The organism is Aneurinibacillus tyrosinisolvens, assembly GCF_001015055.1.
GTDB classification, from domain to species: domain Bacteria; phylum Bacillota; class Bacilli; order Aneurinibacillales; family Aneurinibacillaceae; genus Aneurinibacillus_A; species Aneurinibacillus_A tyrosinisolvens.
In genome coordinates, this window is sequence record NZ_BBWZ01000009.1 from 127,607 (window position 1) to 152,765 (window position 25,159).

Consider the following 25,159-nt stretch of genomic DNA (forward strand, 5'->3'; position numbering starts at 1 on the left):
AAACCCGGAAAATCGCCATTTTGGCTGATTTCCGGGTTTTTGGTTTATACCAATCATTCAAGTTAATAAAATATCACCCATGAGGTATAATGGAAAGAGCGGCATCTCAAGCAAGCTATAGATAACATAGAGATTGATTCAACAGGACAGGAGGTATTCCCTTGGGAATTATGTTTTCGAGCCCCTCAATGATTATGATGTTTATTACCGGGGTTATTATTTTAATCGCATTTTTTGGAGGCATTATTACGGCTATCACGCAGACTGTTCGCGGCAACCTGCGCGTAGATTATGACGCCATTGCTGCACAGAACGCCAGGGAAGATGAGGCAAGAAGAAGACGTAAATAGCCGTGGCAGGAGATGACGCAATGTTCGATCCTACAATATACGAAAACATTAAAGTAGCGCTGGAGGGTGCCATTTATGATCTGGATCTCTCAGGTGAAGTCCTCGTTGTTTCCCGTAACGATGTAATTGAGTTATCTGCTATGTCACGGGAGTATGCCATTGGATTTCAGGATAGAAAATCAGAGGCGGCCTCCAGACAGAAGAAGACTGCGGCAAAAATTATACTTGCGGCTGACACGCGCGATTTAGCGGGGGAAATCCTTGAGCTACCGGAAGGCAATGAAACAAACAAATCATTCGGCTGCACAATAAAAGTTATTTTTCTGAAGGAAGTTGTGGGGCTCGATCAATGCCGGGAAATTGAGGACATGCTCGACGATGTATGGTCTTACCGGCCTCATATTACACAAAGGCTTTCCTTTTACCATATCCCTTATACACAGCGGGAAGAAAAGTACGAGGATGAAATCACACTTGATTTTGGCCGGAAAATAAACGAAGAGAATATTGAGGATCTTTTCAGTATAATCGAACATACCGTCCTATCCCTTCGCAAAATGGGATAAGCTAAGAAAAACAACCCGTTTCCCAGGCTAAAGGGAGCGGGTTGTTTTTAGGTAAGAGGCGCATTAGTTTACTGCATTCTCTACTGTCCGTATTACATGGGGCTTAGAGGACAGGGCGTATCCGTAAAAAATTAAGCTGATTCCCACACTATTGGCAACAGGCAGGATTTCAGGCAAGCCCAGTCGGGTAAACATACCACCCATCGCAATAATGAGGGAGCCAATTCCGATCCACAACCCGGATTTGGAGCGGCGGCGAACAAACGTGTAGAATGAACCGGCAATTAAAGCCAGGCTTCCAGGTATCGTAAGCATCGGAGAGTAAAGGCGGGCTGCACGCGGAAGCGCCGTGCCTCCAATCTCCTCTCCATGAAGCGCCAGCTTATCCACAGCAAGCGGAGAATTAAAAACTTTAATAAACATCGCGACGGTTAAGACAGAGATAAGTCCGAGAAAAAGGTGGGCCCACTTCGGCTTTACTGTAAAGTAAAGCTGCCCGGCTCCCAGGAAGGCAACGAGGGAAGCTGCCGTGACATACCAGATGCGATACATGGTTACATCCCAGCCAATAACGTAGGAGAGCGTACTGCCGAGGGCGCTGAAAAAATAAAAAAAGAATCCGACAAACCATGCGAGGTGGCTTGGTTTTCGTTTGGCTGTCCACTGGCGAAAAATACGGTAAGCGAAGTAGCCGGACAGAGCGGAAGCAAAGCCCCACAATACTAAATTCATCATCATCGCCTCTTACTTCTGTTAGAATATGCCACACGGTGAGTACACAGTATTACACTTAGCTTTTATAAATGAATACCCTGCCGAAGGGCAGGGATATATAATACCTACATCATACCATGAAAACAAATCTCGAGTGCTGCATCATTTGTGACAGTATCCGTAAGAGTAAGCAGTATGTTATCGGCAGTATAAATAGAGAGAGCACTTTCCATGCTGGATCTGTCTCTTTGCAGAGGAAGTTCCCCGAGAAAGCGCGGGTGGATTGCCAGAATGATCTCAAGCACAGCCCCCACCGTTTGCGGACTGTCGAAATGAATATCGATCGTTTCCGATGTTTGCGTACCGTTCATTGTAACGAGCATACGTTTATTCCTTTACATATTTGTGTACCTTCCGCACCGCACTGGGCTGGCTAATCCCAAGCATTTCCGCCAGTTCATACGTGTTGCCGGACTTGTCGTACGCTTGCCGGACAATTTGCCCTTCATACCGTTCAAGCTGCTGTTTCAGTGAAAACTCAGGAGAAAACAGGACAGGTTCTTCTCCGTCGAACATGGCTGATGTTACATGCTCCGGCATAATCGTATCTTCATCGATCGTTACAACAAGCCTCTCCAGAAGGTTGCGTAGTTCGCGAATGTTTCCCGGCCACTCGGCACGGAGCAGCTCTTCCGAGGCGCTGTAGCTCAGTTTCTTTTCAATTCCGTATTGTTCTTTGAATTCTTCCAGGAAACGCAGCGTTAACGGAATAATGTCCTCCTTGCGCTCACGCAGGGAAGGGATGAGAATAGGGACAACGTTGAGCCGGTAGTATAAATCGTTGCGGAATGTTTTCTCCGCCACTTTTTTCTTTAAATCATGGTTTGTGGCGGCAATCACGCGCACATCAACGTGAATAGGAGAGGTGCCTCCGATATGGAAAAAGTGTTTATCCTGCAGTACATTAAGCAGCTTCGCCTGCGCAGAGAGAGGCAGTTCGCCAATTTCATCAAGAAAGAGGGTGCCCCGGTGAGCGGCTTCGAAAAGCCCCTGTTTGCCTTTTGCGTGTGCCCCGGAAAACGCCCCGGGTTCGTATCCGAAAAGCTCAGATTCGATTAGCGTTTCAGGCAGCGCTCCACAGTTTACGGAAAGAAAGGGATAGGCTCTACGCGGGCTCATATTGTGCAAGTAGCGGGCAATATGAGTTTTCCCCACGCCTGATTCACCCAGGAAGAGAACGGTACTGTCTACCCGGGCTACCTTTTCCACCCGATCCAGAACTTTTAGCATCGCACGGCTTCTGATGGAGAATTGCATTCCTGTTTCTCGTTCATGCTGCTTTAATGTCTCCTGATAGGAATCAACCTGTTCCTGCAGTTGGTCCAACTGTTCGCGCAGGTTGAGAAGTTCAGTAATATCCCGTGAGTTGCTGACGACGCGGATTAACTCTCCATCCTGGGTGAAAACAGGGGTAGCCGTTACGAGCAGCTTGCGTCCATTTTGTGTCTGCTGCACAAGATTGATTTGTTTCCGTTTTTCGATAACATCAAGTGTAGCCGAGGGGGAGAAGATGCCTGTTTCAACAAGCTCGGTCACATGCTTGCCGACCATTTGCCCGGCCGTCAGTCCGTAATTGCGTTCACAGGCGTTGTTCACCCGTACCGTATAGCCGCTGCCGTCTGTGACGAAAATCTCATCATAGGCGGCAGCGAACACGCTTTTCAGCTCTGCATATAAATGTTCAAACTGGGTCGCCACGTGGTTTTCTTTTGATTTCCAGGGGAAAACAAGCCAGACGAACAAGCCTTGTTCGCCAAGCCTTCTTCCTTCCCATAGAAACCCTTCAAACTGCTGGATATATTCTCCAGACGCCATCCACTTTTGCAGGCGCGATGCGAGGGCATCCGTATCCCATCCCTGCTGTAAATACCATGTATCCACAGGTTCGTTATAGTGGAGGACACCGTCTTCTATATAACAGAAACCGATGGAAAACCCGGCTAAGATCAATTCGATATCGTTATTCCACTGCATAAGACGCCTCCCATATAAGGCGCCGGACATGGCTGTTCTACTTGTTACGGTTGAAGCAGACGAGTTTAAGCTCTGTCATCTCTTCTGTCGCATACTTAATGCCCTCGCGGCCTATACCGCTCTCTTTTACCCCGCCGTACGGCATTTGATCAACGCGGAAAGTAGGGAAGTCGTTAATCATAACACCGCCGACTTCCAGGCATTCCGCCGCTTCGAACGCGTGCTCCATATCATTCGTGTACACCCCGGCCTGCAGTCCATAGGTGGAGTCGTTGACGGCCTCGATCGCCTCGTCAAACGTATCAAAAGGACTAATAACAACAACAGGCGCAAACGTTTCCTGGCAGCTGACCCTTGCATGGGGCGCAGCATCCACGATAACGGTAGGTTTCACAACATGGCCTTCCGTGCCCCCGGTCAACACGCGGGCACCGAGTGCTTTTGCTTCTTCCACCCATTCCTGGATTCGCTCGGTATCGCCCTTTGATATAAGAGCCGAGATATCTGTTGTCTCGTCTGCCGGATCGCCAATGCGCAGGCGCTCTGTTTCCACTACGAATTTCTCCAGGAAATGATCATAGAGCGAGCGATGCACGTAAATGCGCTGGAGGGAAATACACACCTGGCCCATAAAGCTGAATGCTCCGGTGACTGTACGCTTGATAATTGGTTCAATGTCGAAGCCTTCATCAATAATGAGGCCGGAGTTCGAGCCGAGTTCAAGCACAACGCGTTTGAGGCCGGCTTTCTGCCGAATCGTTTTTCCGACAGACGGGCTGCCTGTGAATGTAATGACCTTCACGCGCTCATCGCAAACCATTTCGTCCCCAACCTCACTGCCGCGGCCGGTAACAACCTGTAAAGCCCCTTCCGGGAGGCCTGCTTCTGCGAACAATTCAGCAATGAAAAAGGCGGAAAGCGGCGTCTGATCAGCAGGCTTGAGAATCACAGGATTTCCCGCGGCAAAAGCGGGGCCAAGTTTGTGAGCGACGAGATTGAATGGGAAGTTAAACGGAGTGATGGCGCCAACAATTCCTACAGGCTGCCGTACCGTGTAAGCGATTCGGTTTTCACCCATTGCGGAGGCGTCCATCGGAATCGTTTCTCCGTGCAGGCGGCGCGCTTCATCCGCCGCGAACTGATAGGTTTCAATCGTCCGCCCAATTTCGGCCCGGGCCATTGAAATTGGCTTCGCCGCTTCCTGTGTTAAAATCCTTGCTGCCTCTTCCTTACGTTCCTGCAGGAGAGCAGAAACAGTTTGCAGGATCGCAGCCCGTTTGTGAGCCGGCAGTTTAGCCATTGTTTTTGCCGCTTTTTCCGCATGGGCAATCGCTCGCTGCATGTCCTCGCGGGTACCGACGGCTACTTCGGCAATTGCCTTACCGGAGTGAGGAGAATACAGTGTTTTATAGGAAGCGGCTTCTTGAAAAGCTCCACCGATAAAAAGCAGCTTCTTAGGAATCTCTTGTTTTATCATTGTCATTCCTCCTTCTTAGTGGACCTGCAGAGCGGACGTAGCTGCTGCGATGGATTGTTCCAGGATGGTTAAGCCTTCCTCAAGCTGTTCATCCGTAATCACGAGCGGCATCAGGGTGCGAAGAACATTGCCATGTAAACCGGCGCTTAAAGTAATAAGACCTCGTTTATTTGCTTCATTTACAATGCTTGTTACGATTTCTTTGTTCGGTTCACGCGTAACCGGATCTTTAACGAATTCCATCGCGCACATCGCGCCTAATCCGCGTACGTCTCCAATTATATCGTATTTTCTGGAAAATTGGTCGAAGCGTTCCATTACTTTTTCTCCAATAACCGCCGCACGCTCATTCAGTCCGCGCTTCTCGATAACATCCAGTACCGCCAGCGCGGCGCGGCATCCGAGCGGGCTTCCCGCATAGGTACCGCCTAGTTCGCCCGGCGCTGCAACGTCCATGATTTCCTTGCGGCCAATGACACCGCTGATTGGCAGCCCTGCTCCCATCGATTTTGATACGGTGATTAAATCGGGAACAACACCGAAGTGTTCCATGGCAAAATATTTCCCTGTCCGGCTAAAGCCGGTTTGGATTTCATCCGCCACGAACAGAATGCCGTGCTCCCGGCAAATTTCCGCTACGCCCTGTACGAATTTCTTGGTTGGGACAATAAAGCCGCCCTCCCCCTGAACAGGTTCCATCACAACAGCGGCCACGGTTTCCGGGGCTACGTCGCCGAGGAGGAAGGTTTTAAATTCATTTAATATGAAGTCATCGTACGCCTCTATGTTCATTCCATCAGGACGGCGGTATGTGTATGGATAAGGCGCTTTATATACTTCAGGGGCAAAAGGGCCGAATTCATACTTGTACGGCTTTACTTTGCTCGTCATCGTCATTGTCATCAGGGTTCGGCCATGGAACCCCCGCGAGAATGAGATAATTCCCTGGCGTTTTGTATATTTGCGGGCGATTTTCACCGCGTTCTCCACAGCCTCGGCCCCGCTGTTCAGGAACATGACCTGCTTTTCGTGCGCGCCGGGTGCAAGATTTGCGAGGCGTTCCGCAAGCTCGATATAAGGTTCGTACATCATAACGTTAAATCCGGTATGAATGTATTTGTCGATTTGGTCGTGCAGGGCAGTGACAACTTCAGGTGCGCAATGGCCTACATTAACCGTTCCGATAGCACCGGCGAAGTCAATAAACGTATTGCCGTCTACATCTGTTAGGAGCGCACCTTCCGCGTGGGATACGAACGTTGGGATACCGTTGCTGATTCCTTTTGGAACGAATTGTTTCCGCTTCTCCAGTAGTTCTTTTGCTTTTGGACCCGGCAATTCTGTTTTTACATTGGAAAATTTATAGCTCATGATTGAAAACCTCCTTAGTAAAATGAAAACTAAATGACTCGGCTAAACTCTTGTTTATTTCAGGGATGCAAAGAGCATGCCAGGTATAAACCTATTAATAACAAGTAAAAACAGCTAAAAAAAATCCGTTTGATTCAATATTGAATTTTAATGATTCTGTTTTGAATTAATAAAACAAAAAGTATTTTTCGAAAAAAATATTGCTATTCAGTTTTGCAGCCTATATAATAAAAAACAACAAATAAAAAATCCTATCAGTTTAATATGAATTACTCTTTCTTATCTAGAGAGGTGGAGGGACTGGCCCTTTGATATCTCGGCAACCTAATTCGGTTAGGTGCTAATTCCAGAAAGCTTTCGCTTGAAGATGAGGAGGAGGGTGTGATAAAGTAACCCTTCTTCTTTTGGTGAAGAAGGTTTTTTTATAGAGTGAAATCATATTATTCCTATGAAGTTAATTAATTAGTAAGGAGGCGAAAAAGGATGGCAGTAGGGATCGTTCATCTAGTAGGTGCAGGACCGGGAGATCCCAAGCTCATTACAGTCCGCGGACTTGAAGCATTAAAGAAAGCGGATGTTGTAATCCATGATCGCCTGGCTAATCCGAAACTGCTCGAACATGCGAAAGAGAGGGCGCAATTTATTTATTGTGGGAAGGAAGCGAGCAATCACGCTTTATCCCAGGATGAAATTAACGCAGCAATACTGAAGCATGCGCTGGAAGGGAAGCGGGTGGTACGCCTGAAAGGCGGAGACCCTTATGTATTTGGACGTGGAGGAGAAGAAGCCGAGGCATGTGTAGAAGCGGGTGTGCCTTTTGAAATAATACCCGGCATCACCTCGGGAATTGCCGCTCCTGCCTATGCCGGAATTCCAGTCACCCACCGGAATTTTTCCTCCTCCTTTGCCGTTGTGACCGGCCATGCGTGTGAAGGAAACGAAGGCATACACGTCGATTGGGCAAGGATTTCAACGGCTGTTGAAACGATTGTTTTTTATATGGGGGTTCGCAACCTGCCTCTTATTACGAAAAAACTGCTTGAGAATGGAAGAGATAAGAATACCCCGGTTGCCCTGGTCAGGTGGGGGACGTGTGCAGTACAGCAAACGCTTGTCGGCACGCTCGATACGATTGTTGAGAAGGTAAGAGAGGCGAAGTTTACGTCACCGGCGATTATCATCGTTGGGGAAACGGTGCGTCTGCATGAGAAACTATCCTGGTATGAAAATAAACCGCTATTTGGAAAAAGGGTTGCGGTTTTACATAGAGGGCAGCAGGCCGCGGTGGAACAAATAGAAGAATTGGCCGGTCAACCGGTAGAAATTCTCCTTGTAGATACTGTTCCCGCATCTGAAGATACGCTCGATACCGTTATAAATCAACTGGAAACCTCGGACCGAATGGTCTTTTCGAGTGAAGAAGGCGTTGGCGCATTTTTTAGAAGGATTCGAGAAATGGGAGAAGATATCCGAAGCTTCCGCGGGGGATTCTACGCAGTAGGGAGAGATGCGTCTGAAGCCTTGCTTAACAAGGGGCTTTTCGTAGAGACCATTACAGATAACAGGTTAAATGGGATCTGGGCAGGAGAAAAAATAATAGTGGAAAGTGAAGAACAGGGGAAAGGGTCGCTCGTTCATCACATAAGAGAACAGGGAGCGGAAGTCATTGGGTGGACAGCAAGCAAGAAGGTTCTTTCAGAAAAGGGATTTGCCATACTCGAAAATATGATAGAGGAACAAGCCCTTGATTATATTGCTTTCACCTGTCCAGCCGATGTGCATGCATTTGTATCTCTGCCTCTGTTCAAAGATCAGGGGCGTAATCTTGAAAGACTGAAAACATTGTGCTTTGACGAGGAAACCGCAGCGCTCCTGCACCAAAAGGGGGTGGATGTGGATTATATTGTTAAAGATGGGACGGCGGTGCTGTATTCTTCGCGGCTTTCCGTTATCGCTTAATAGAGGAATCGGAAGGGAAAGGATCGAAGCGACTATGTTTCTATACAGATTTGAAGTGCGGTCTGATGACGGCTCGAACTCAGCGGTAGTTGTGCTTCACGAAAATGAAGAGAAGGCGTTTCGCAGTGCGGAAAGCCAGATGGAGGGGCAATTTCTGCCTCCCAAAAAAATAGCGGAAATCGCGATCGTTGAGAAGAAACCAGCGGGCGTCGGACGCGGGTATGTGATTGACATATGACATGGACATATATTGCTATGGCGGTCGCTCTTTTCTTTGCGATGAATATAGGGGCGAGCGGCACGGCTGCCTCTATGGGGGCTGCCTATGGAGCCGGAGCGATAAAAAACAAGCGCATTGCCATGTACCTGGTAGCCCTGGCCGCTTTTCTTGGAGCCATTCTCGGTGGAGGAGAAGTTGTAAAAACAATCGGTGGAGGGATTATCCCTTCCTCGATCCTGACTGTGAAAATCGTCATCGTTATCCTCGCTTCAGCCACGCTGACTCTGTTCTTTGCGAATCTGCTGGGAATTCCGCTGTCAACAAGTGAAGTGACGGTCGGTTCGATTGTTGGAGTAGGACTTGCGTACAAATCTGTGTTTACAAATAGTCTCCTGGTTATTGTATCCTTTTGGATTTTTATTCCTTTCCTTGCTTTCCTGGCCGCCTTTCTAATAGGAAAAGGCATTGCAAGAGCAGAGAAACGGTGGCCTCTATTAAAAGGGCAGGGAAAGTGGAGAAAGTGGCTTTCGATACTCCTTGTTATCGGCGGGTGCCTCGAGGCATTCTCCGCGGGGATGAATAATGTGGCGAATGCAGTCGGTCCGCTCGTCGGCGCACATATGATGAGCACAAACAGCGGGATTTGGATTGGTGGATTGTTTGTCGCGATAGGAGCCGTCGCTCTTGGCGGTAAGGTTCTGGAGACAAACGGAAAGAAAATTACGAGACTTTCACTCCTGCAGGGAAGCGCAGTTTCCTTTACAGGCGGGACGCTGGTTGTCATTGCTTCCGTATTTGGCATTCCGGTTCCGCTCACCCAGGCAACGACGTGTGCGATTTTGGGAGTAGGAACAGCGGAGAATGGGTTTCGCCTCTGGCAAAAAGGAGTTATCAGGCAAATTGTTAAAGTATGGATTGTCTCGCCGGTATCTTCGCTCGTGGTTTCTTACGCAATGGTTAATCTTTTGCTTGAGCCCAACCCGTATATCATCGTCGTTATTGTAAGTGTATTTATTGCAACTGTTGGTTCTATTAGCCTTTCACAAACGATTCGTAAAGAGAAAAGCACAATTCATGATCAAGGGGGCGGAATATAAAATGCAGGCTTCTGCGCTATCATATGACCGTTTAACAGATGAAGATTATAAGAGAATCAATGAAAGTGAGCTGGCCGGAGCGGATACGCTCGATGTGCTGAAATGGGCATATAAGCAATTCGGAGATGAACTTGTTTATTCTTGCAGTTTCGGCGCGGAAGGCATGGTTCTCATTGACTTAATCAGCAAGGTGAAGAAGGACGCACGGATTATTTTCCTGGACACACACTTTCATTTTAAGGAAACATACGAACTGATTGATCGTGTAAAAGCAAAATATCCCGAATTAAGAATCGAAATACAGGAGACCGACCTGACGCCGGAGCAGCAGGCAGAACAACATGGGCCTGAATTGTGGAAAAGCAAGCCGGATCTCTGCTGTAACCTGCGGAAAATCCAGCCGCTGGAGAAGGCATTGTCAGGTGTAAAAGGCTGGATTTCGGGTCTGCGCCGGGAGCAGTCGCCTACGCGTGCTAATACCCAGTATGTGAACAAGGATAACAAGTTTAAATCCATAAAAGTATGCCCGCTTATCCACTGGACGTGGGATGAAGTATGGTCGTATATTACCCTCCACAATTTACCGTATAACAGCCTTCACGACCGCAATTATCCGAGTATCGGGTGTGAGTACTGCACGCTGCCGGTAGAGGACGGCGGCGATTCGCGCGCCGGGCGGTGGAGCGGATCCGGCAAAACGGAATGCGGGCTTCATCAATAAATGGAACAAGAGAAAAATTAAAGGAGTGGACAACATGAGTGTAAATCAACCACATGGCGGGGAATTAGTGAACCGAGTAAATGCTGCATACGATATTTCCTCCCTTACAAAAGAAATTGAGTTGGATAACTTCGCCTTATCTGATCTTGAACTTATTGCTATTGGCGCCTATAGCCCTCTCACAGGGTTCTTGAAAGAAGCAGACTACCTTAGTGTCGTGCAGAATATGAAACTGGCTGACGGGACGGTATGGAGCATTCCGATAACACTGCCTGTAACGGAGCAGGTTGCGGGCGGCCTGCAAATAGGGGATAAGGTTAAGCTTGTACAGAACGGAACGGTTTACGGTGTCATTGAACTGACAGAGAAGTACTCGCCGGACAAGGAGGCAGAAGCGGAAAATGTGTATGGCACAGCTGAACTTGCCCATCCGGGTGTGAAAAAGCTGTGGGAGAGGCCAGAAGTATATTTGGCTGGCCCGATTACGCTTATAAAGCGTCCGGAAAAAAATCAATTCAAGGAATTCTATCTTGATCCGAAAGAAACGCGCGCTGCTTTTGCCGAACGCGGCTGGAAAACAGTCGTAGGGTTTCAAACGCGGAATCCTGTGCACAGAGCGCATGAATATATCCAAAAGACTGCTCTTGAAATCGTGGACGGCCTGTTCTTAAACCCGCTTGTCGGAGAAACAAAATCAGACGATATTCCTGCCGATATTCGAATGGAAAGCTATCAGGTGTTATTGAAGAATTATTATCCGCAGGATCGGGTATTCCTTGCAGTATTTCCGGCAGCGATGAGATATGCGGGACCGCGTGAAGCGATTTTCCATGCGATGGTTCGGAAAAATTATGGCTGTACCCACTTTATTGTTGGACGTGATCATGCGGGTGTTGGCAATTACTACGGAACATATGATGCGCAGCTTATTTTCCGTAACTTCACTCCGGAGGAACTTGGAATTATGCCTTTATTTTTTGAACACAGCTTTTTTTGCAAGAAGTGCGGAAACATGGCTTCCACAAAAACATGCCCACACGGAGCAGAAGACCGTCTGATTCTATCCGGAACGAAGGTAAGACAGATGCTCAGTAATGGGGAGGCGCCGCCGCCTGAGTTCAGCCGTCCGGAAGTAGTGGAAGTGCTCATTCGCGGAATGGGCGTTACGGTAGGCACGAAATAACAAAACAGGGGGTTGGGCAGCGATGGCGTCACATAATGCAAATATTGTATGGCATGCAGCTTCCGTTCGTAAGGAAGATCGGCAGAAGTTAAATGGCCATAAAGGAGCAGTCATATGGTTTACCGGGCTTTCCGGATCCGGGAAGTCAACGATAGCGAATGCGGTTGAGCAGCGTATGCATGAGAGAGGGCTGCGTACCTACCTGCTTGATGGGGACAACATCCGTCACGGCATTAACCGTGATCTTGGATTCAGCCCGGAAGATCGCAAGGAAAACATCCGCAGAATCGGGGAAGTATCAAAGCTGTTCGTTGATGCGGGATTAATCGTTCTGACAGCTTTCATTTCCCCTTATAAAGAAGATCGCCAGATTGCCAGAGAGCTTGTAGACGAAGGTGAGTTCGTTGAGGCGTATGTGAAGTGCTCTCTGGAACAATGCGAAGTACGCGATCCGAAGGGGCTGTACAAAAAAGCAAAAGCGGGAGAAATTCCGGAATTCACCGGTATTTCCTCTCCGTATGAGGAACCGGAAGCACCTGAGCTTATCATTGAGTCGGATAAGCAATCAGTTGAGCAGTCCGTGGACCAGCTTATTGATTATTTGCTCTCACGTGGAATTATTGCAGAATAATGAGAAAAACATCGCGGGCATGCCGCTCGTCCTTTCCCCTCCTGAAAGCGGGACGGCCGCTTAGTCTCACGCCGGGCGGACCGGCAAAACATCTGGGTAACTCAATGATGGAGACAATTGCCGGTCTTTTTCGCCCTTTGTTCGACACGCTCCACAGGGGGAAAGAAAAGAGCCGTCATCGCCCGCGATGTTTTTCTTTGACGCCTAAGACCGCACGGTCCCACTTTATGACTTTAAAGCAACATATAGTTTCTTATACGATAAGAAAAGTGCAGCCGTTACGCTGCGCTTTTTTGCTGTTCTTTTTTAGACGTCACGTACAGTGAAGTTGCGGACGGCCAGCCAGAGTGCGGTCATCGCATACAGGGCGGTATACACCATCATGGCACCGCTTGGCTCAGAAAGGCTTCCAAACATCCCCTGGGCGGCAAAAGAAAACGGGCTGTCGGCTGTATCAAACAGGCACACCATCATTTTGCGAAACAGGGAATCCACAGGGAACAGCAGGCTGGACGCAATCCCGATGTCCTGCAGGGCTGGCTTCTCGATTAAAACACCGAATTGCTCGACAAACCCGCCGATAAAGCTGATTCCATACAGGATAATCATAATGACACCGCCGTTAATCGTTGTTATCATGCTGCTGAAGAAAAGAGCGACCGCTACGAGAATGACGGGCTCCAGCATGAAAATTCCCAGTGATTTTATAAACTGGCTTCCGGTTATATCCACCTTCAATGCTTCTCCGCCGATTAATTGATTAATTGAAATAATGCCTGAGAATAAAAAGGCAGCATAAAGCGCAAGCAGCAGGCTGAGACCGGCAAACTTGCCGAGAATGATGGAGCGACGGGGAAGGGGACGGGCCAGCCACGTATCGATTTGATGGCTTTCAATTTCCCCTGATATGCTGCTGACACTGCTTAGAATCGCAAGCAGGGCGGTAATAAACGCGGCAAAATAAAGGCCGATGCCAAGAAACTGAGTGGTATAGAAGCTCCGCATCATGACGTCGTTATTCGACTGCTGAGCCACTTCTCCAGCCGCGAAATGAGTAGCGATGGCATAGAAAAGCAGGAAGGCAAGGCTTGCCAGTGCGGTAATGAGAAAAATCCGCTTGTATAGTATTTCTTTACAGGATAATTTGGCGATCACCCACATAGGTTTCCTGCTCCTTTCGGTTAACCCAGTACATAAATACATCTTCCAAATGCTGCTGCTTCGGCGTTACCTGGTACAGCAGAGCACCATGCGAAGTAAACCGCTGAACGAGGGCTGGAATGTGCTCTTCATTATGGAGAGTAACGAGCCAGGTGTCTTTCCCGTGAGAGGATGAGAGCTTTTTCTTATCAACAATAAAGGAAGAAACACTGCTCCAAACGTGATCAGGCAGGGAAGCAGCGGTAATTTCCACCTCTGCTTTCACGGCAGACAGGCTGCGCCACTCTCCCTGCACAACGAGTTCGCTTTTATGTATGATGGCGACATGGTCACATACATTTTCAACTTCACTTAGGAGGTGGCTGTTTAGAAACACGGTTTTCCCTTCGTTGCGCAGCTCGTTCATCAATTCTCGCACTTCCCGGCGCCCGATTGGGTCAAGAGCCGAGGTCGGCTCGTCAAGAAAAATAAGCTCCGGATCGGGCAGAAGGGCACAGGCAATCCCGATGCGCTGCTGCATGCCTTTCGAATAGCCGCGTATTTTTTCGTCACCTCGCCCGTCCAGCCCGACGCGGGCCAGTAAGACATTGATTCGCTTTTTTCGTTCCGAGCGCGGCAGCCTGCATATACCAGCGTGCGTTTCAAGCAGCTGGCGGCCTGTCAGCCAGTCGGGATAGCGGAATAATTCGGGAAGATAGCCAATCCGTGTGCGCGCTGAAACAGTGCCGATTGGCCGGCCGAGCATGGTGGCGCTGCCTCCTGTAGGGTGTAAGAGTCCGAGCATCGTGCGGACGAATGTGCTTTTTCCGGCTCCGTTGGGGCCGAGAAAGCCGAAAACAACGCCGCGCGGCACCTGAAGCGTAATATCCCGGCAGCCGGCTTTTCCGCCGTACTGCTTCGTTAATCCCTGCGTTTCAATCACATAGTCATTCATAGGGTTTTCTCCTTCTGACACGCGAAGAGAGCCGCCTTCCGCAGGAATAGCCGCTCTTCTTCGTTTTGCCTTTATTGTAGCTGGTTAGCGATATCAATCAGTACGTCAGTATGCTTGTTCGTGCGGGTATCGTACGCGGTCAGTTGGCGCAGCTTTCCGTCCTTCTGCCAGATAATAAACGTTTCGTGCTCCGACTCGTAAACAACACCTTTGACACCTTGAATGCTCGCCTCCCGGGTTTTATTTTTCTCATCCTCAACATAAGGGAAAGGCAGGGTGTGCTGCCAGTCTTGAATGCCGGCCAACTGCTGTCTCACATTTTCCGGGATGAAGGGGAGGGAGAGAACGGTTGTGCGAACCTGCTCTAAATCTATGTTGTCTGGCACCTTCATTTGTGGCGCATCCACAACGGTATAAGAAAGATCTTTCCACGGATTCCCATCAGTTCTGGACGCGGACGTAAAACTCGTACGGATGGAGCGCGGCACGGTAATAGCAAACTGTTTACCGTCCAGTTTGCTGTCGAACTGGGTTCCGGTGTTCATTTGCTTCAGCAGCTTATTCGCTTTTTCTGTATCCAGCTGTACATTTAAAGTATACTTTGGTTCGATGATGATGTTTTCGGTTTTGTAGCCTTTAGGAGCTTTAGGTGTCGTATACCCGGCTTTTTTCGCTTCTTCCACAGTTTCGAAGTTCTGCTGGTGGTGATCCTGTGTTTCTTCATCAAGCCACATTTTTCCGATGCCCTTGATTTCTTTCGTGCCGGGCTCACCGGAAACCATCCAGGTTTCGATGTCACGCAGGTCCGAGTTCGTCAGCTTCACAAGCTCTACCTTATTTACGCGGAAGATGGAGAGCAGATTGTTTGCGGCCGCCTGTACCTGCGGAATGCTTAGAGAACCCGCCAGTACGGCCGCAGCGGCTGTGCCTGCCAGCCATTTTTTATATGTTTTTTTCATTGTTCGCCAGCTCCTTTTTGTTTCTTTTCGTTCGCGGCCGTGCCCGTCAGTCTGGTGCAGACTCGCCGTTTCCGTTAGCCGCTGTTCAAAGCGTTGCCAGGCCGCTTCTGTATGGATCAGTTCTGTTTCCGTGTTTGAAAAGCTTTCATCAAGGGTAAGGCGCACCCAGCTGTCCAGCCGGTTTGCTTCACCTACCATTGCGTGGCATTGTACGCATTCATCGAGGTGGCGGGTGAATTCCTTACGCTGTTCCCGGTTGATCTCGCCGTCGAGATATGCCTGGATAAATCCAGGATCCTGGCATTTCATTGGTAATCCCCCCTCATTTTCTTGTACAGTTTGGAAAACTTCGTTTTTGCGCGGGCGAGCAGTGTACCAACTGAGCCATTTTCTACATCGATTGCTTTCGCGAGTTCCCGGTAATTAAATCCGGAATATTTCATTAACAGCAGAACACGGTCCCGTTCGTCCATTTCCGTTAGCACTTCACGCACGGTATGGATCTCCTCTTTTTGCAGCCACGTTTCTTCGGACGACAGGCTGTATGTACATAATGGGTTCACTTCCTTTTCGTCCCGTTGCAGCCGCCTTTTTTCCGAGCGAATCTCATTATAAGCCGCATGCAGAGATACCTTTGCCAGCCAGGCAGGAATATTTTCAATGCGGGTGCGGTCAGTGTGATAGAACTGAAGAAAGACATCCTGGGCAATATCTTCGGCGCGTGCCTGGTCGTGGACGATGCGCACAATTTGCCGTACAACGTGCGGATAATATGCTTTAAATAAGTCCTGAAACGATAAATCGCCTGCTGCGCTCTGTTCCTCGCTTTTTCTGAATGCCATCTGAACCTCCATTTCCCCGCCTCCTTTCTCAAGTGTTTCACTTTATAGACACCGCCCGCCAGTGTTTTGTGACACAATTGCAATAAAGTTATGAATAGATTATGACACCTATTCAAACAGAGTGGAAACCATCCCCCGGTATGCTACGATGAGAGTGTAAGATACCCAGTAAAAGGAATGAAGAAAAATAATGCTATGCTTATAAACTGAAAAAAATATACCAAGTCCAGCGCCTGGTATATTTTTCTGTTAATTGAATAAATTAATCAAATCTAAAAACTACGTCTTTCCAAAGCCGAACTCCATAGTGTAAGAAGTACAGCCCCAAGCACCATAACTCCGCCAATCCAAGGTGTATGAATTAATCCGATTGAATCAACGATAAGTCCTCCAACAAAAGCTCCGATTGCAATTCCTACGTTAAACGCTGCGATATTTAAAGCAGATGCAACATCAACTGCCGAAGGTACATACTTTTCAGCTAATTGAACAACATAAATTTGTAACCCAGGCACGTTCATGAAAGCTAGTAAACCTAAGAAGAATATTGTAATAATTCCTGCCACTTTGAATGGTGCTGTGAATGTTAGAATAACGAGTACAACTGCTTGCATTAAAAACATCCAAAATAAGGCTTTTAACGGGTTTTTATTGGCAGCCTTACCACCAATCGTATTGCCAATAGCAACAGCAGCACCATATACAAGTAAGATGATACTGACAGCGCCTGGTGCGAAACCTGTAATATCTTCTAAGATGGGTGCAAGATAAGTAAACGCTACAAAAGTACCGCCGTATCCTAAAGCTGTAATTGCAAAGGCTAGAAGTAATGGACCGTTTGTTATGATTTTAAAGTTGTCGTTTAATTTAGATGGTGGTGCTTGTTTAAGATTTTTAGGAACTAGAATGGCACTTGCAATAATAGCAATTACACCTAACATTGCAACACACCAGAATGTCGCTCTCCATCCAAATGCTTGACCAATAAATGTACCCAGTGGAACACCTGTTACAGTTGCAACGGTTAACCCAGTGAACATAAATGCGATGGCGCTAGCCCGTTTGTTTTCAGGAACTACGTCTGCTGCTATCGTTGAGCCGATGGAGAAGAATACCCCGTGAGAAAATGCAGTAATGAATCTTGCCACTAACAACAATACGAAACTTGTCGACAAAGCAGCGACTGAGTTACCAACAATAAAAACAATCATCAATAACATTAATAATGTTTTTCTGTTCATTTTGTTTGTTAAAGCCGTAAGGACTGGTGCTCCGATAGCAACACCTATTGCATAACCAGATATTAATAAACCGGCTAAAGTAATTGAAATACTTAAATCATCAGCTAACGAAGAAAGTAATCCTACTGGTACGAATTCCGTCGTACCAATTCCAAATGCACTAATCGCCAGTGCCATTAACGCGGCGGCACCGCCTTTTTTTTCTTGAGCTCTTATAGCAGTTGAACTCATAAAAGAATCCCCCTTATCCTTTTTAAAATGTGTAATTTCAAGATGTGTCACTTATGGACAGCGTGAGTTGGCGCCTTTCAAATTTTTATCACGCTGCCTCTATGAACGTTATTATGAAACATGTAAAATAGAAAGGATAGTACGTACTTTAAAGTAATGTAGGTACTTTAAAGTACCTATAAGAAATAAAGGGGGAGCTAAAATGGCTTATAATATTCCCGTAGAAGCTACACTTGATGTCATCGGAGGAAAGTGGAAAGTCGTCATTATGTGTCACCTGATTAAAGGGGAAAAACGAACGAGTGAATTGAAAAGGCTCATGCCTGGTATCACGCAAAAAATGCTGACCCAGCAGTTGCGGGAACTGGAGGAGGATGGCGTCGTGAACCGTATGGTTTTTGACCAGGTTCCGCCGAAAGTCGTTTACTCTTTAACAGAGTATGGCTGGTCTCTTCGTCCCATTTTGGATGCGATGTGCAGTTGGGGAGAAGGTCATATTAAATTGACGGGTCAGGAAGTTTTAAATTAAATAATAAATTTATCAGTAACAAAAAGTGCAACTTCTTATGATTCATGTGGAGAGGTTGCACTTTTCTAATTTAGTAAAAGTTATAGATGTTCGATGATAAAGATATTTAATTTCGTCCCTGGCATCGTATTATTTTCAAAAATCAACGTACACATCATCGCCTTCCATGCTAACGGGAAACATGACCTGCTTTTCCAAGGGCTCAGCCTGTCCTGTTTCATCGATTCCCGTCTCTAAGTTGAACGCCCAGCCGTGTGCCGGGCAGACAAGACAATGATCCCTAATAATTCCGCGAGCCAGGCTGGCTCCCGCGTGTATGCATTCCTTCTGACTCGCATATACTTTTCCATTATGCTTAAGCACCAGAATTTCGACAAGCCCTCCGAGTTCAATAATCTGGGAGGACCTGAGCCCATCCACTTTTCCGATATAATAGCGCATTGAAACACTCCTTATCACCTCTTACGGTGGTATGATGGTATGATGAAGAAATAAGTGTTGCAGAGAAAGAAGGAAACAAAATGGCCGCAAAGCTTATGGACTTTACGGAAGGGAATATCATGCGCCAGATGGCTGTGTATTCCTTTCCGATATTTCTTACAAATGTGCTGCAGACATCGTACCAGTTCATTGACAGCCTGTGGGTTGGGAATTTGCTTGGATCGGATGCCCTTGCTTCTGTATCTGTGTCCGCAAGTGTCGTATTCACCATGCTTTCCTTTATTATTGGGATGAATGGGGCCACCCTCACGATCCTTGCCCAGCGGAAGGGAGCGGGGGATGAGGAGGGCCTAAAGGAATCGTTAAATGCCTTCGTTGTTGTATTCGCTATTTTATCCGCCGGAATCGGGGTTCTCGGGTACATTTTCTCCCCGCATATTTTGAACCTGATTGGAACACCGAAGGCTATACATTCTCTTGCCACCCAGTATCTGCAGGTAAACTTTATTGGCATTGTTTTTTTGTTCGGCTATAACTTCATCGGTACGGTACTGCGTGCGCTGGGGGACAGCAGAACGCCGATCCGCTTTGTTTTTATGGCAGTGCTGCTGAATACGGTTCTTGCCCCGCTGTTTATTTCTTATTTTGGCTGGGGAATTGTAGGCGCAGCGATAGCAACGATTATCTCCCAGGGTTTCTCCTTTGTTTACGCGCTCATCTATACACGGAGAACAGGGGCGATCCCGTTTGTCCGGCCGCATATTCCTTCCAGGCAGTACGCCCTGGCTATCTTTAGACTGGGAGTTCCGGCCGGCCTGCAGATGATGGTTATCTCAGGCGGAATGATTGCCATTATGAGTGTTGTAAACGCCTTTGGAGCTGATGTTGTCGCAGGATTTGGCGCATCCCAGCGGATGGACAGCCTCATTATGCTCCCGATTGTTACACTCGGCTCAGCGGTAAACAGTATGGCCGGCCAAAACATCGGAGCCGGGAAGTGGGAGCGGGTCGGTGAGATAACGCGCAGCGGAATTATTTTAATTATTAGCGTTTCTCTTGTCATCGCGCTTGCCGTTTACTTTACCGCCCCTATGCTGCTTAACTTATTTGTCGACAACCCGAAGTCTATTTCATTCGGGACCCTTTACCTATCTACCGTTTGCTTTTTCTATCCTTTTCTGGGGATTAATTTTATATTGAACGGAATTATTCGCGGAGCCGGCGGTATGATGCAGATTCTGCTGCTTAATTTTATTTCATTCTGGGTGCTGCGCTACCCGCTTACCGCCTTCTTCTCCAAATTTGTTGGAGAGCAAGGAATCGCCTATGGGATGGGGACCAGCTTCATCATTAGCGCCCTATTTGCGGTTGCGTATTACAGGTGGGGACAGTGGCGCAGGATAAGGATTTTACAGAACAGGTAAAATGTGACGATGAGCATATAGAGGCGGCGAGAAATTGGGTCGCTGGTCATTGTAGACATGTTTCGGATTAAATGGTACGATTTACTAAAGAAGCGTTCACTGACCTTGGTTTTCGGGGTTAGGAACGCTTTTTTTATAAAAAGACAAATTAGGGAGTTGTTTAGAGTTGAGATTAGCGCGAAAAGTGACGATATCGTTGGCAGCCTTAACCGCCGCATTTACGTTCGGAGTGTGGACAGGCTCTCCGATAGCCGGTACACAGGATACAAGTGAAAACGTTACGAACGTGGCTACGGTCACTTCTTCGAGCTTTAAGGCAAACCTGGGTGATAAATGGGAGACAGTGAAGGCAAGAGCGGGGATGCCGAAGCGGTTTGATACAGGAATAAAGGAAACGAAATGGTGGATTTATGATAACGATTGGATTGGGTACCGCAATGGAAAGGTTGTTGAGCTTTTCACCAGTTACCCATCCATGCAATATAACGGAATAAAGATTGGCATGACGAGAGGCGAGGTGCAGAAGAAGCTAGCGTATACATCCCGCCCGCAATGGAGTGTCTTCAACGCCATGTTCTCCTTCCAAAATACTGGGACAGAGAAAGTGCTCTACAAAGCAGGCTCGCAGGCGCTGATCGCCTACTACGACACGCTGGATGGGAATAAACTTCTCGGCCTTCGCGTTGTCAATCCTGAAGAACTCGTTTATAAAAAATACTTTGGGTATACGTACCAGTATGTAAAACGTCCTACTATCCCTGTCTTTACTACAGATGCTGCAGCCGTAAACAAGCAGGGAGCCGAGGAAATTCTGCTGCTAAGCAATGTTGAACGTATGAAGAAAAAGGTGCCTGGACTGACCTGGAGTTCACAAGCGGCACTGTCTTCTTACAAGCATAGTAAAGATATGAGTGTGCACAAATATTTTTCTCATACATTGTTTGATGGCCGTTCACCATTCGACTTGATGGCTGCGGAAAAAATTAAATACAGCGTTGCGGCAGAAAACATTGCAATGGGGTATACGGACAGTATTGAGGCGGTGTTTGGATGGATGAACAGCACAGGGCACCGGAAGAGCCTGCTGAACCCATCGTTCAAAAAACTCGGTGCCGGCGTATACAGCACGTATTATACACAGCACTTTTACACACCGTAAAGTAAAATTGCTCTTTGACAAGTTCCCTTAAGCCAAGTAAAATATCATTTGATTGCCTGTAATTTATGAGTGGAAGGGACGAGTACTATGTCTATGTGGAATTATATTATTCCTATCCTAACGCTGGTCGTAGGATTGGTGGGAGGATTCTCCATCGGCGTCTGGTATTTGAAGCGCCAGATGACAAACATGCAGATGGATGAAAAGCAGCTTCAACAAATCGCCCGTTCAATGGGCATGAATTTGAATCAGAAGCAATTGAACCAGATGACCCGGAGAATGCAGAATACAAAGCCGGGAGCACCAAAGAAGAAAAAATACTAGTTCCGGTATATTGGTATTTAGAAAGGCTGTGGGTTCATGTCCGCAGCCTTTTTCATTTGTGGGAACAATAAAAAAGCGCATTGCCATCGATACAAAAGTAACTGGGCAATGCGCTTGTGGGTTATGATTTTTCGAGAGCCAATTCAGGAACAAGGAGCTTTTCTTCGATTTTATGTTCGCGGTATTCCCATCCTGTATAGGAAGTGAGAATGTTTAACTGCTCATCAAGGTGAACGATAGCAACGAAGGCATAATGTGTTTTCGTCCGGTATCGCAAATCGATCCACCGAACTTCATATCCGAATTCACGTTTTGCTGTATATACATGAGGATGGCGGGTGAATGAGAGAAAAGCTTGCACATTCTCATCCGCTTTCGCTTTCTCAATTATCGTATTCTCATCTTTTTTATAAAAAGTATCGTGCCATATAATCTCTTTATTTCTCAATTCACCTACGTAATAAGCGGCTGCCGTATCCGCGACGATTCCCCAGCGGGTCCAGCGAATCGTAGGCTGGAGAATATAGTGGCCTTCTTCACCAAGGTTTGCTTTAACGTAAGTAAGCAGCCTGCGGTATGCAACGACGCGCTGTACAATATAAGTAAGCATGACGGCGTACACCACGCTGAATATGTGTCCCGGGTGCAGACCTGCCTCCCAGAAAAGGAAGCCAAGGATGTGAATTCCCATAATAAACGGGTCAAAAATATTAATGACGTTTAATGCGATCCACCGCTTTGTAAACGGGCGCCCCGCCTGTGTTCCATACGAATTAAACAAATCGATGGAAACGTGAACAACGACGGCCAGCAGGGTCCATAAAAGCAAGTGCAGAAATGAAATACCCGGGTGGAACAAATATACGCCTCCGCTAATTAAACCGGTCCAAATAAGAAGAGCCGGAATCGAGTGGGAACGCCCGCGATGATTGCGAATGTACGTAGCATTTCCCTTTAACTTCAACACAGTGTCAATATCAGGTGCCTGAGAACCAATTAACGTCCCTAACAGCACGGCACTCGCCAATTCAGGCTGTGCTGCAACCGCAGGGTCCATGTACGCGAGACCTGCAAGACCAAACCCCATAGCAATGTGGGTACCTGTATCCAACCTTTAATTCCCCCAATTCCTACTTGTGAGCCAGTTTAGTGGCTCGTTATTTTATATATGCACACCGGCTGAAATTTTTCCTTTTCATGCACGGTGCGAAGCGATATCTTTATTATAAAGGATACTGCGAAAAAAGTTTAGCTATTTTACATAAAATCCATAATTTTTTATTCAAGGAGGATTCAATAATTGACAGCGGTTAAGGTGTTTGCAGAATATAAAGTAAAAGAAGAGATGCGCGGGCAATATTTGGAGAAAGTGAGCCACCTTTCTCTTGCGATGGAAAAAATTGGTGTGACGAATTTTTTCGTATACGAAGGGGTGGATCAACCCAATCTTTTTGTCGAAATGTTTCATGTACCTTCTGTAGAGGCGTACCGCAAGCTAAAGAGAAAGCGGTGTGAAGAGAAGGCAGAAGGCGGCGTCTTCTGGCAGAGTATTAATGATTGCATTGATGGGGGTAGCGAAAAGCTGCATATGTGGGCATTCACCCCTGTTACCAGAAGCGAGGGATAAAAAATGGCAAAGCAGCAAGAACAGCATAAACAGTATACAGCAGCCTTCGCTGTCCAGGAATTCCAGAATCAACTTCTATACTGGTTTGAAAGGCAGCAGAGAGACTTGCCGTGGCGGCAAAATCGTGATGCGTACCGTGTCTGGGTGTCAGAAATTATGCTGCAGCAGACGAGAGTAGACACCGTTATCCCTTTCTATGAACGCTTTATGGAGCGTTTTCCTACGATAAGTCATTTGGCGGAAGCGGATATAGAAGAAGTGTACAAGTACTGGGAAGGGCTTGGCTATTACTCCAGGGCACGCAACCTCCATTCGGCCGTAAAAGAAGTACAGGAGAATTACAGCGGTACCGTTCCGGACACGCCTGAGGAGATTCATAAGCTTAAGGGGGTCGGCCCTTACACGGCAGGGGCGATTCTCAGCATTGCCTACGGCGTACCTGAGCCGGCGGTAGACGGTAACGTCATGCGGGTGCTGTCCCGTATTTTTTTAATCGAGGAAGACATTATGAAGGTAAAGACAAGAAAGCTGTTTGAGGATATTATCCGGGACATTATCGCTCGCCAGAATCCGTCGTTTTTTAACCAGGCGCTGATGGAGCTCGGGGCATTAATTTGTATTCCGCGTTCTCCCCGCTGCGCCGTGTGCCCGGTAGCTGCGCACTGCCGTGCCCGGCAAGAAGGGGTGCAGGAGAGCCTCCCTGTCAAAAAGAAAGCAAAGCAGGTTCGTGTCCAGGAAATGGCGGTCGCCTCATAGAAAGAGAGGATGGAAACTTCCTTCTCCATAGAAGGTCGGATACAGGCCTGCTCGCCCGCATGTGGGAGTTTCCGAATACCCCGGTTTCAAACAGAGAAGGTGCGAGGGGAGAGCTGAGCAAATACGTGTATGAAACGTTTGGCGTCCAGGTCGTTCCCGGAGAAAAGGTAATGGAGCATACGCATGTGTTTTCCCATTTGCAGTGGAATCTTGAGGTGTATTCTTGCAAGTATGAAGGGCAGGACATAGAGACTGGCATCCAGGAGAATAAGGAACGAATGAGATGGATCGAACAAGAAAATATGGCAGAGTATCCATTCTCTGTCTCACATAAGAAAATAGTGGAGGCCCTCTAGGAGGGGTTCCAGGCAACGCTATTCTAAAAAAGGGTGGGGATATAATGGAATATAAACGTAAGGAAAAGGCTGGCTAAATAACAATGCTTGTATAAAACAAAAGCCCTGGGCGTATTTTGCCGCAGGGCTTTTGTTTTAAGCAGAAATTTGCTATTAGTCCCGATTGCCAAAAATTCGCAGCAGATAGAGAAACAAATTTATAAAATCGAGGTATAAGACGAGCGCTCCAATAATTGCTTCTTTTGTATCGTCAACAGTGCCCTCGTTCCCAATAATGTTGCCCTCTTTAATCTTCTGGACATCATAGGCGGTAAGGCCTGTAAAAATAAGAACACCTGCATACGTGACGATCCAATACAAGCCGCTGCTTTGCAGCCATATGTTTATGAGCGTGGCAAGAAGGAGCCCAATAAGTGCCATGAACAGGATGGAACCCATACGGGATAAATCTCGTTTTGTTACATATCCGTAAACAGAAACCGCCCCAAACATCCCCGCTGTAATAAAGAAGGTAGTACCGATGGATTCGGCTGTATAGATAGAAAAAAGCAGGGAAAACGTAATTCCGTTCAATGCAGCATATATAAAGAAAAGCAGCGTGGCGGCTGTGACCGACAGTTTATGAATTCTGGCGGAAAGGTAAAACACCATGACAAGTTCTACGATAAGAATGCCGAAGAAGCCATACGGATGCTCGGAGAAATAAGAAATGACATTATTATTCCTGCTCAGGAGAAACGAAACAACGGCTGTCATCAGCAAGCCGACGAACATCCAGGAAAATACGCGCTGCATGTAGCGCCGCTGTTCCTGAACAACGGTTGCTATATTCAATGTAAACACCTCCATTCC

Annotated in this window: 27 protein-coding genes, 1 pseudogene and 1 riboswitch; of the genes and pseudogenes, 14 read left to right on the forward strand and 14 right to left on the reverse strand. The window is 47.3% G+C overall.

The genetic code is table 11. The features are described from left to right. Positions 1–161 precede the first annotated feature (161 nt). On the forward strand, positions 162–350 hold the full coding sequence (locus MBEAL2_RS11005; protein WP_047152352.1) for a hypothetical protein: 189 nt from the start codon (positions 162–164) through the stop codon (positions 348–350). A 20-nt stretch (positions 351–370) separates the two neighbouring features. Then, positions 371–916 (forward strand): hypothetical protein, encoded by a 546-nt coding sequence (locus MBEAL2_RS11010; RefSeq protein WP_047152353.1) that lies wholly within the window; start codon positions 371–373, stop codon positions 914–916. 63 nt (positions 917–979) lie between these two features. Here the strand turns inward: MBEAL2_RS11010 and MBEAL2_RS11015 are convergent, their stop codons facing one another. The 5 genes from MBEAL2_RS11015 to gabT form a co-directional block, all read right to left on the reverse strand. Beyond that, on the reverse strand, positions 980–1,654 hold the full coding sequence (locus MBEAL2_RS11015) for a hypothetical protein (RefSeq protein ID WP_152667765.1): 675 nt from the start codon (positions 1,652–1,654) through the stop codon (positions 980–982). A gap of 101 nt (positions 1,655–1,755) precedes the next feature. Beyond that, positions 1,756–2,013: a hypothetical protein gene (locus MBEAL2_RS11020; protein WP_047152355.1), complete on the reverse strand. Its 258-nt coding sequence runs from the start codon at positions 2,011–2,013 to the stop codon at positions 1,756–1,758. A gap of 4 nt (positions 2,014–2,017) precedes the next feature. After that, positions 2,018–3,388, reverse strand: a complete 1,371-nt coding sequence (locus MBEAL2_RS11025; RefSeq protein ID WP_047152401.1) for a sigma-54 interaction domain-containing protein — start codon at positions 3,386–3,388, stop codon at positions 2,018–2,020. Positions 3,389–3,701: 313 nt separating this feature from the next. Continuing rightward, positions 3,702–5,141 (reverse strand): aldehyde dehydrogenase family protein, encoded by a 1,440-nt coding sequence (locus MBEAL2_RS11030; RefSeq protein WP_173427708.1) that lies wholly within the window; start codon positions 5,139–5,141, stop codon positions 3,702–3,704. Between the two features lie 15 nt (positions 5,142–5,156). After that, the gene (gene gabT / locus MBEAL2_RS11035) at positions 5,157–6,512 is read right to left on the reverse strand and encodes a 4-aminobutyrate--2-oxoglutarate transaminase (RefSeq protein ID WP_439644850.1); all 1,356 of its coding nucleotides are present in this window, start codon (positions 6,510–6,512) and stop codon (positions 5,157–5,159) included. A gap of 276 nt (positions 6,513–6,788) precedes the next feature. After that, a riboswitch (SAM riboswitch) is annotated at positions 6,789–6,886 on the forward strand. A 109-nt stretch (positions 6,887–6,995) separates the two neighbouring features. On the opposite strand from gabT, the gene cobA reads away from it, so the two are divergent. The 6 genes from cobA to cysC are packed head-to-tail and all read left to right on the forward strand — an operon-like array spanning position 6,996 to position 12,323. Continuing rightward, positions 6,996–8,471 carry a uroporphyrinogen-III C-methyltransferase gene (gene cobA / locus MBEAL2_RS11040; protein WP_047152357.1) on the forward strand — a complete coding sequence of 492 codons (1,476 nt, stop codon included), beginning with the start codon at positions 6,996–6,998 and terminating at the stop codon, positions 8,469–8,471. Positions 8,472–8,505: 34 nt separating this feature from the next. Beyond that, a complete protein-coding gene (locus MBEAL2_RS11045; protein WP_047152358.1) occupies positions 8,506–8,709 on the forward strand; it encodes a DUF3906 family protein in 204 nt (67 codons plus the stop codon). Next, entirely contained in the window at positions 8,706–9,788 is a 1,083-nt protein-coding gene (gene cysP, locus MBEAL2_RS11050) for a sulfate permease (protein ID WP_047152359.1), read from the forward strand. Before MBEAL2_RS11045 ends, cysP begins: the two co-directional genes overlap by 4 nt. A 1-nt stretch (position 9,789) precedes the next feature. Beyond that, positions 9,790–10,509, forward strand: coding sequence for a phosphoadenylyl-sulfate reductase (locus MBEAL2_RS11055; RefSeq protein ID WP_047152360.1), 720 nt, complete (start codon positions 9,790–9,792; stop codon positions 10,507–10,509). A 34-nt stretch (positions 10,510–10,543) separates the two neighbouring features. Continuing rightward, positions 10,544–11,692 carry a sulfate adenylyltransferase gene (gene sat, locus MBEAL2_RS11060; protein ID WP_047152361.1) on the forward strand — a complete coding sequence of 383 codons (1,149 nt, stop codon included), beginning with the start codon at positions 10,544–10,546 and terminating at the stop codon, positions 11,690–11,692. A gap of 22 nt (positions 11,693–11,714) precedes the next feature. After that, complete coding sequence (gene cysC, locus MBEAL2_RS11065) at positions 11,715–12,323, forward strand: adenylyl-sulfate kinase (RefSeq protein ID WP_047152362.1); 609 nt, start codon at positions 11,715–11,717, stop codon at positions 12,321–12,323. Here the strand turns inward: cysC and MBEAL2_RS31745 are convergent. The 6 genes from MBEAL2_RS31745 to MBEAL2_RS11090 all read right to left on the reverse strand — a co-directional run bounded on the left by MBEAL2_RS31745 (position 12,310) and on the right by MBEAL2_RS11090 (position 17,691). After that, positions 12,310–12,471: a hypothetical protein gene (locus MBEAL2_RS31745; RefSeq protein ID WP_161798203.1), complete on the reverse strand. Its 162-nt coding sequence runs from the start codon at positions 12,469–12,471 to the stop codon at positions 12,310–12,312. The two genes, cysC and MBEAL2_RS31745, sit on opposite strands and share 14 nt — an antisense overlap. 158 nt (positions 12,472–12,629) lie before the next feature. Then, positions 12,630–13,484 (reverse strand): ABC transporter permease, encoded by an 855-nt coding sequence (locus tag MBEAL2_RS11070; protein ID WP_047152363.1) that lies wholly within the window; start codon positions 13,482–13,484, stop codon positions 12,630–12,632. Continuing rightward, on the reverse strand, positions 13,456–14,418 hold the full coding sequence (locus tag MBEAL2_RS11075; protein WP_047152364.1) for an ABC transporter ATP-binding protein: 963 nt from the start codon (positions 14,416–14,418) through the stop codon (positions 13,456–13,458). The genes MBEAL2_RS11070 and MBEAL2_RS11075 overlap by 29 nt, the downstream gene beginning before the upstream one ends. A 71-nt stretch (positions 14,419–14,489) precedes the next feature. Beyond that, positions 14,490–15,686, reverse strand: coding sequence for an anti-sigma factor family protein (locus MBEAL2_RS11080; RefSeq protein WP_047152365.1), 1,197 nt, complete (start codon positions 15,684–15,686; stop codon positions 14,490–14,492). Next, on the reverse strand, positions 15,683–16,231 hold the full coding sequence (locus tag MBEAL2_RS11085; protein ID WP_047152366.1) for an RNA polymerase sigma factor SigX: 549 nt from the start codon (positions 16,229–16,231) through the stop codon (positions 15,683–15,685). Before MBEAL2_RS11085 ends, MBEAL2_RS11080 begins: the two co-directional genes overlap by 4 nt. A 260-nt stretch (positions 16,232–16,491) precedes the next feature. Further along, a complete protein-coding gene (locus MBEAL2_RS11090; protein WP_047152367.1) occupies positions 16,492–17,691 on the reverse strand; it encodes an MFS transporter in 1,200 nt (399 codons plus the stop codon). 202 nt (positions 17,692–17,893) lie between these two features. Between MBEAL2_RS11090 and MBEAL2_RS11095 the strand changes: the two genes are divergently transcribed. Further along, a complete protein-coding gene (locus MBEAL2_RS11095) occupies positions 17,894–18,220 on the forward strand; it encodes a winged helix-turn-helix transcriptional regulator (protein WP_047152368.1) in 327 nt (108 codons plus the stop codon). 135 nt (positions 18,221–18,355) lie between these two features. Here the strand turns inward: MBEAL2_RS11095 and MBEAL2_RS11100 are convergent, their stop codons facing one another. Further along, entirely contained in the window at positions 18,356–18,661 is a 306-nt protein-coding gene (locus MBEAL2_RS11100) for a Rieske (2Fe-2S) protein (protein WP_052947664.1), read from the reverse strand. Positions 18,662–18,741: 80 nt separating this feature from the next. Between MBEAL2_RS11100 and MBEAL2_RS11105 the strand changes: the two genes are divergently transcribed. The 3 genes from MBEAL2_RS11105 (at position 18,742) to MBEAL2_RS11115 (ending at position 21,568) form a co-directional block, all read left to right on the forward strand. After that, positions 18,742–20,085, forward strand: a complete 1,344-nt coding sequence (locus MBEAL2_RS11105) for an MATE family efflux transporter (RefSeq protein ID WP_047152369.1) — start codon at positions 18,742–18,744, stop codon at positions 20,083–20,085. Positions 20,086–20,251: 166 nt separating this feature from the next. Next, entirely contained in the window at positions 20,252–21,244 is a 993-nt protein-coding gene (locus MBEAL2_RS29205) for a CAP domain-containing protein (protein ID WP_152667766.1), read from the forward strand. A 93-nt stretch (positions 21,245–21,337) separates the two neighbouring features. Next, positions 21,338–21,568 carry a YneF family protein gene (locus tag MBEAL2_RS11115; protein WP_439644858.1) on the forward strand — a complete coding sequence of 77 codons (231 nt, stop codon included), beginning with the start codon at positions 21,338–21,340 and terminating at the stop codon, positions 21,566–21,568. Positions 21,569–21,689: 121 nt separating this feature from the next. Here MBEAL2_RS11115 and MBEAL2_RS11120 read toward each other — a convergent pair whose 3' ends face one another. Continuing rightward, on the reverse strand, positions 21,690–22,679 hold the full coding sequence (locus MBEAL2_RS11120; protein WP_047152371.1) for a metal-dependent hydrolase: 990 nt from the start codon (positions 22,677–22,679) through the stop codon (positions 21,690–21,692). Between the two features lie 189 nt (positions 22,680–22,868). On the opposite strand from MBEAL2_RS11120, the gene MBEAL2_RS11125 reads away from it, so the two are divergent. Together MBEAL2_RS11125 and mutY are read left to right on the forward strand one after the other, a co-directional pair. After that, on the forward strand, positions 22,869–23,195 hold the full coding sequence (locus MBEAL2_RS11125; protein ID WP_052947666.1) for an MFS transporter: 327 nt from the start codon (positions 22,869–22,871) through the stop codon (positions 23,193–23,195). A gap of 3 nt (positions 23,196–23,198) precedes the next feature. After that, a pseudogene (gene mutY, locus MBEAL2_RS11130) lies at positions 23,199–24,307 on the forward strand (A/G-specific adenine glycosylase). A gap of 153 nt (positions 24,308–24,460) precedes the next feature. On the opposite strand, the gene MBEAL2_RS11135 reads toward mutY, so the two are convergent. Further along, positions 24,461–25,141, reverse strand: coding sequence for a Bax inhibitor-1/YccA family protein (locus MBEAL2_RS11135; RefSeq protein ID WP_369405492.1), 681 nt, complete (start codon positions 25,139–25,141; stop codon positions 24,461–24,463). Between the last annotated feature and the right edge of the window lie 18 nt (positions 25,142–25,159).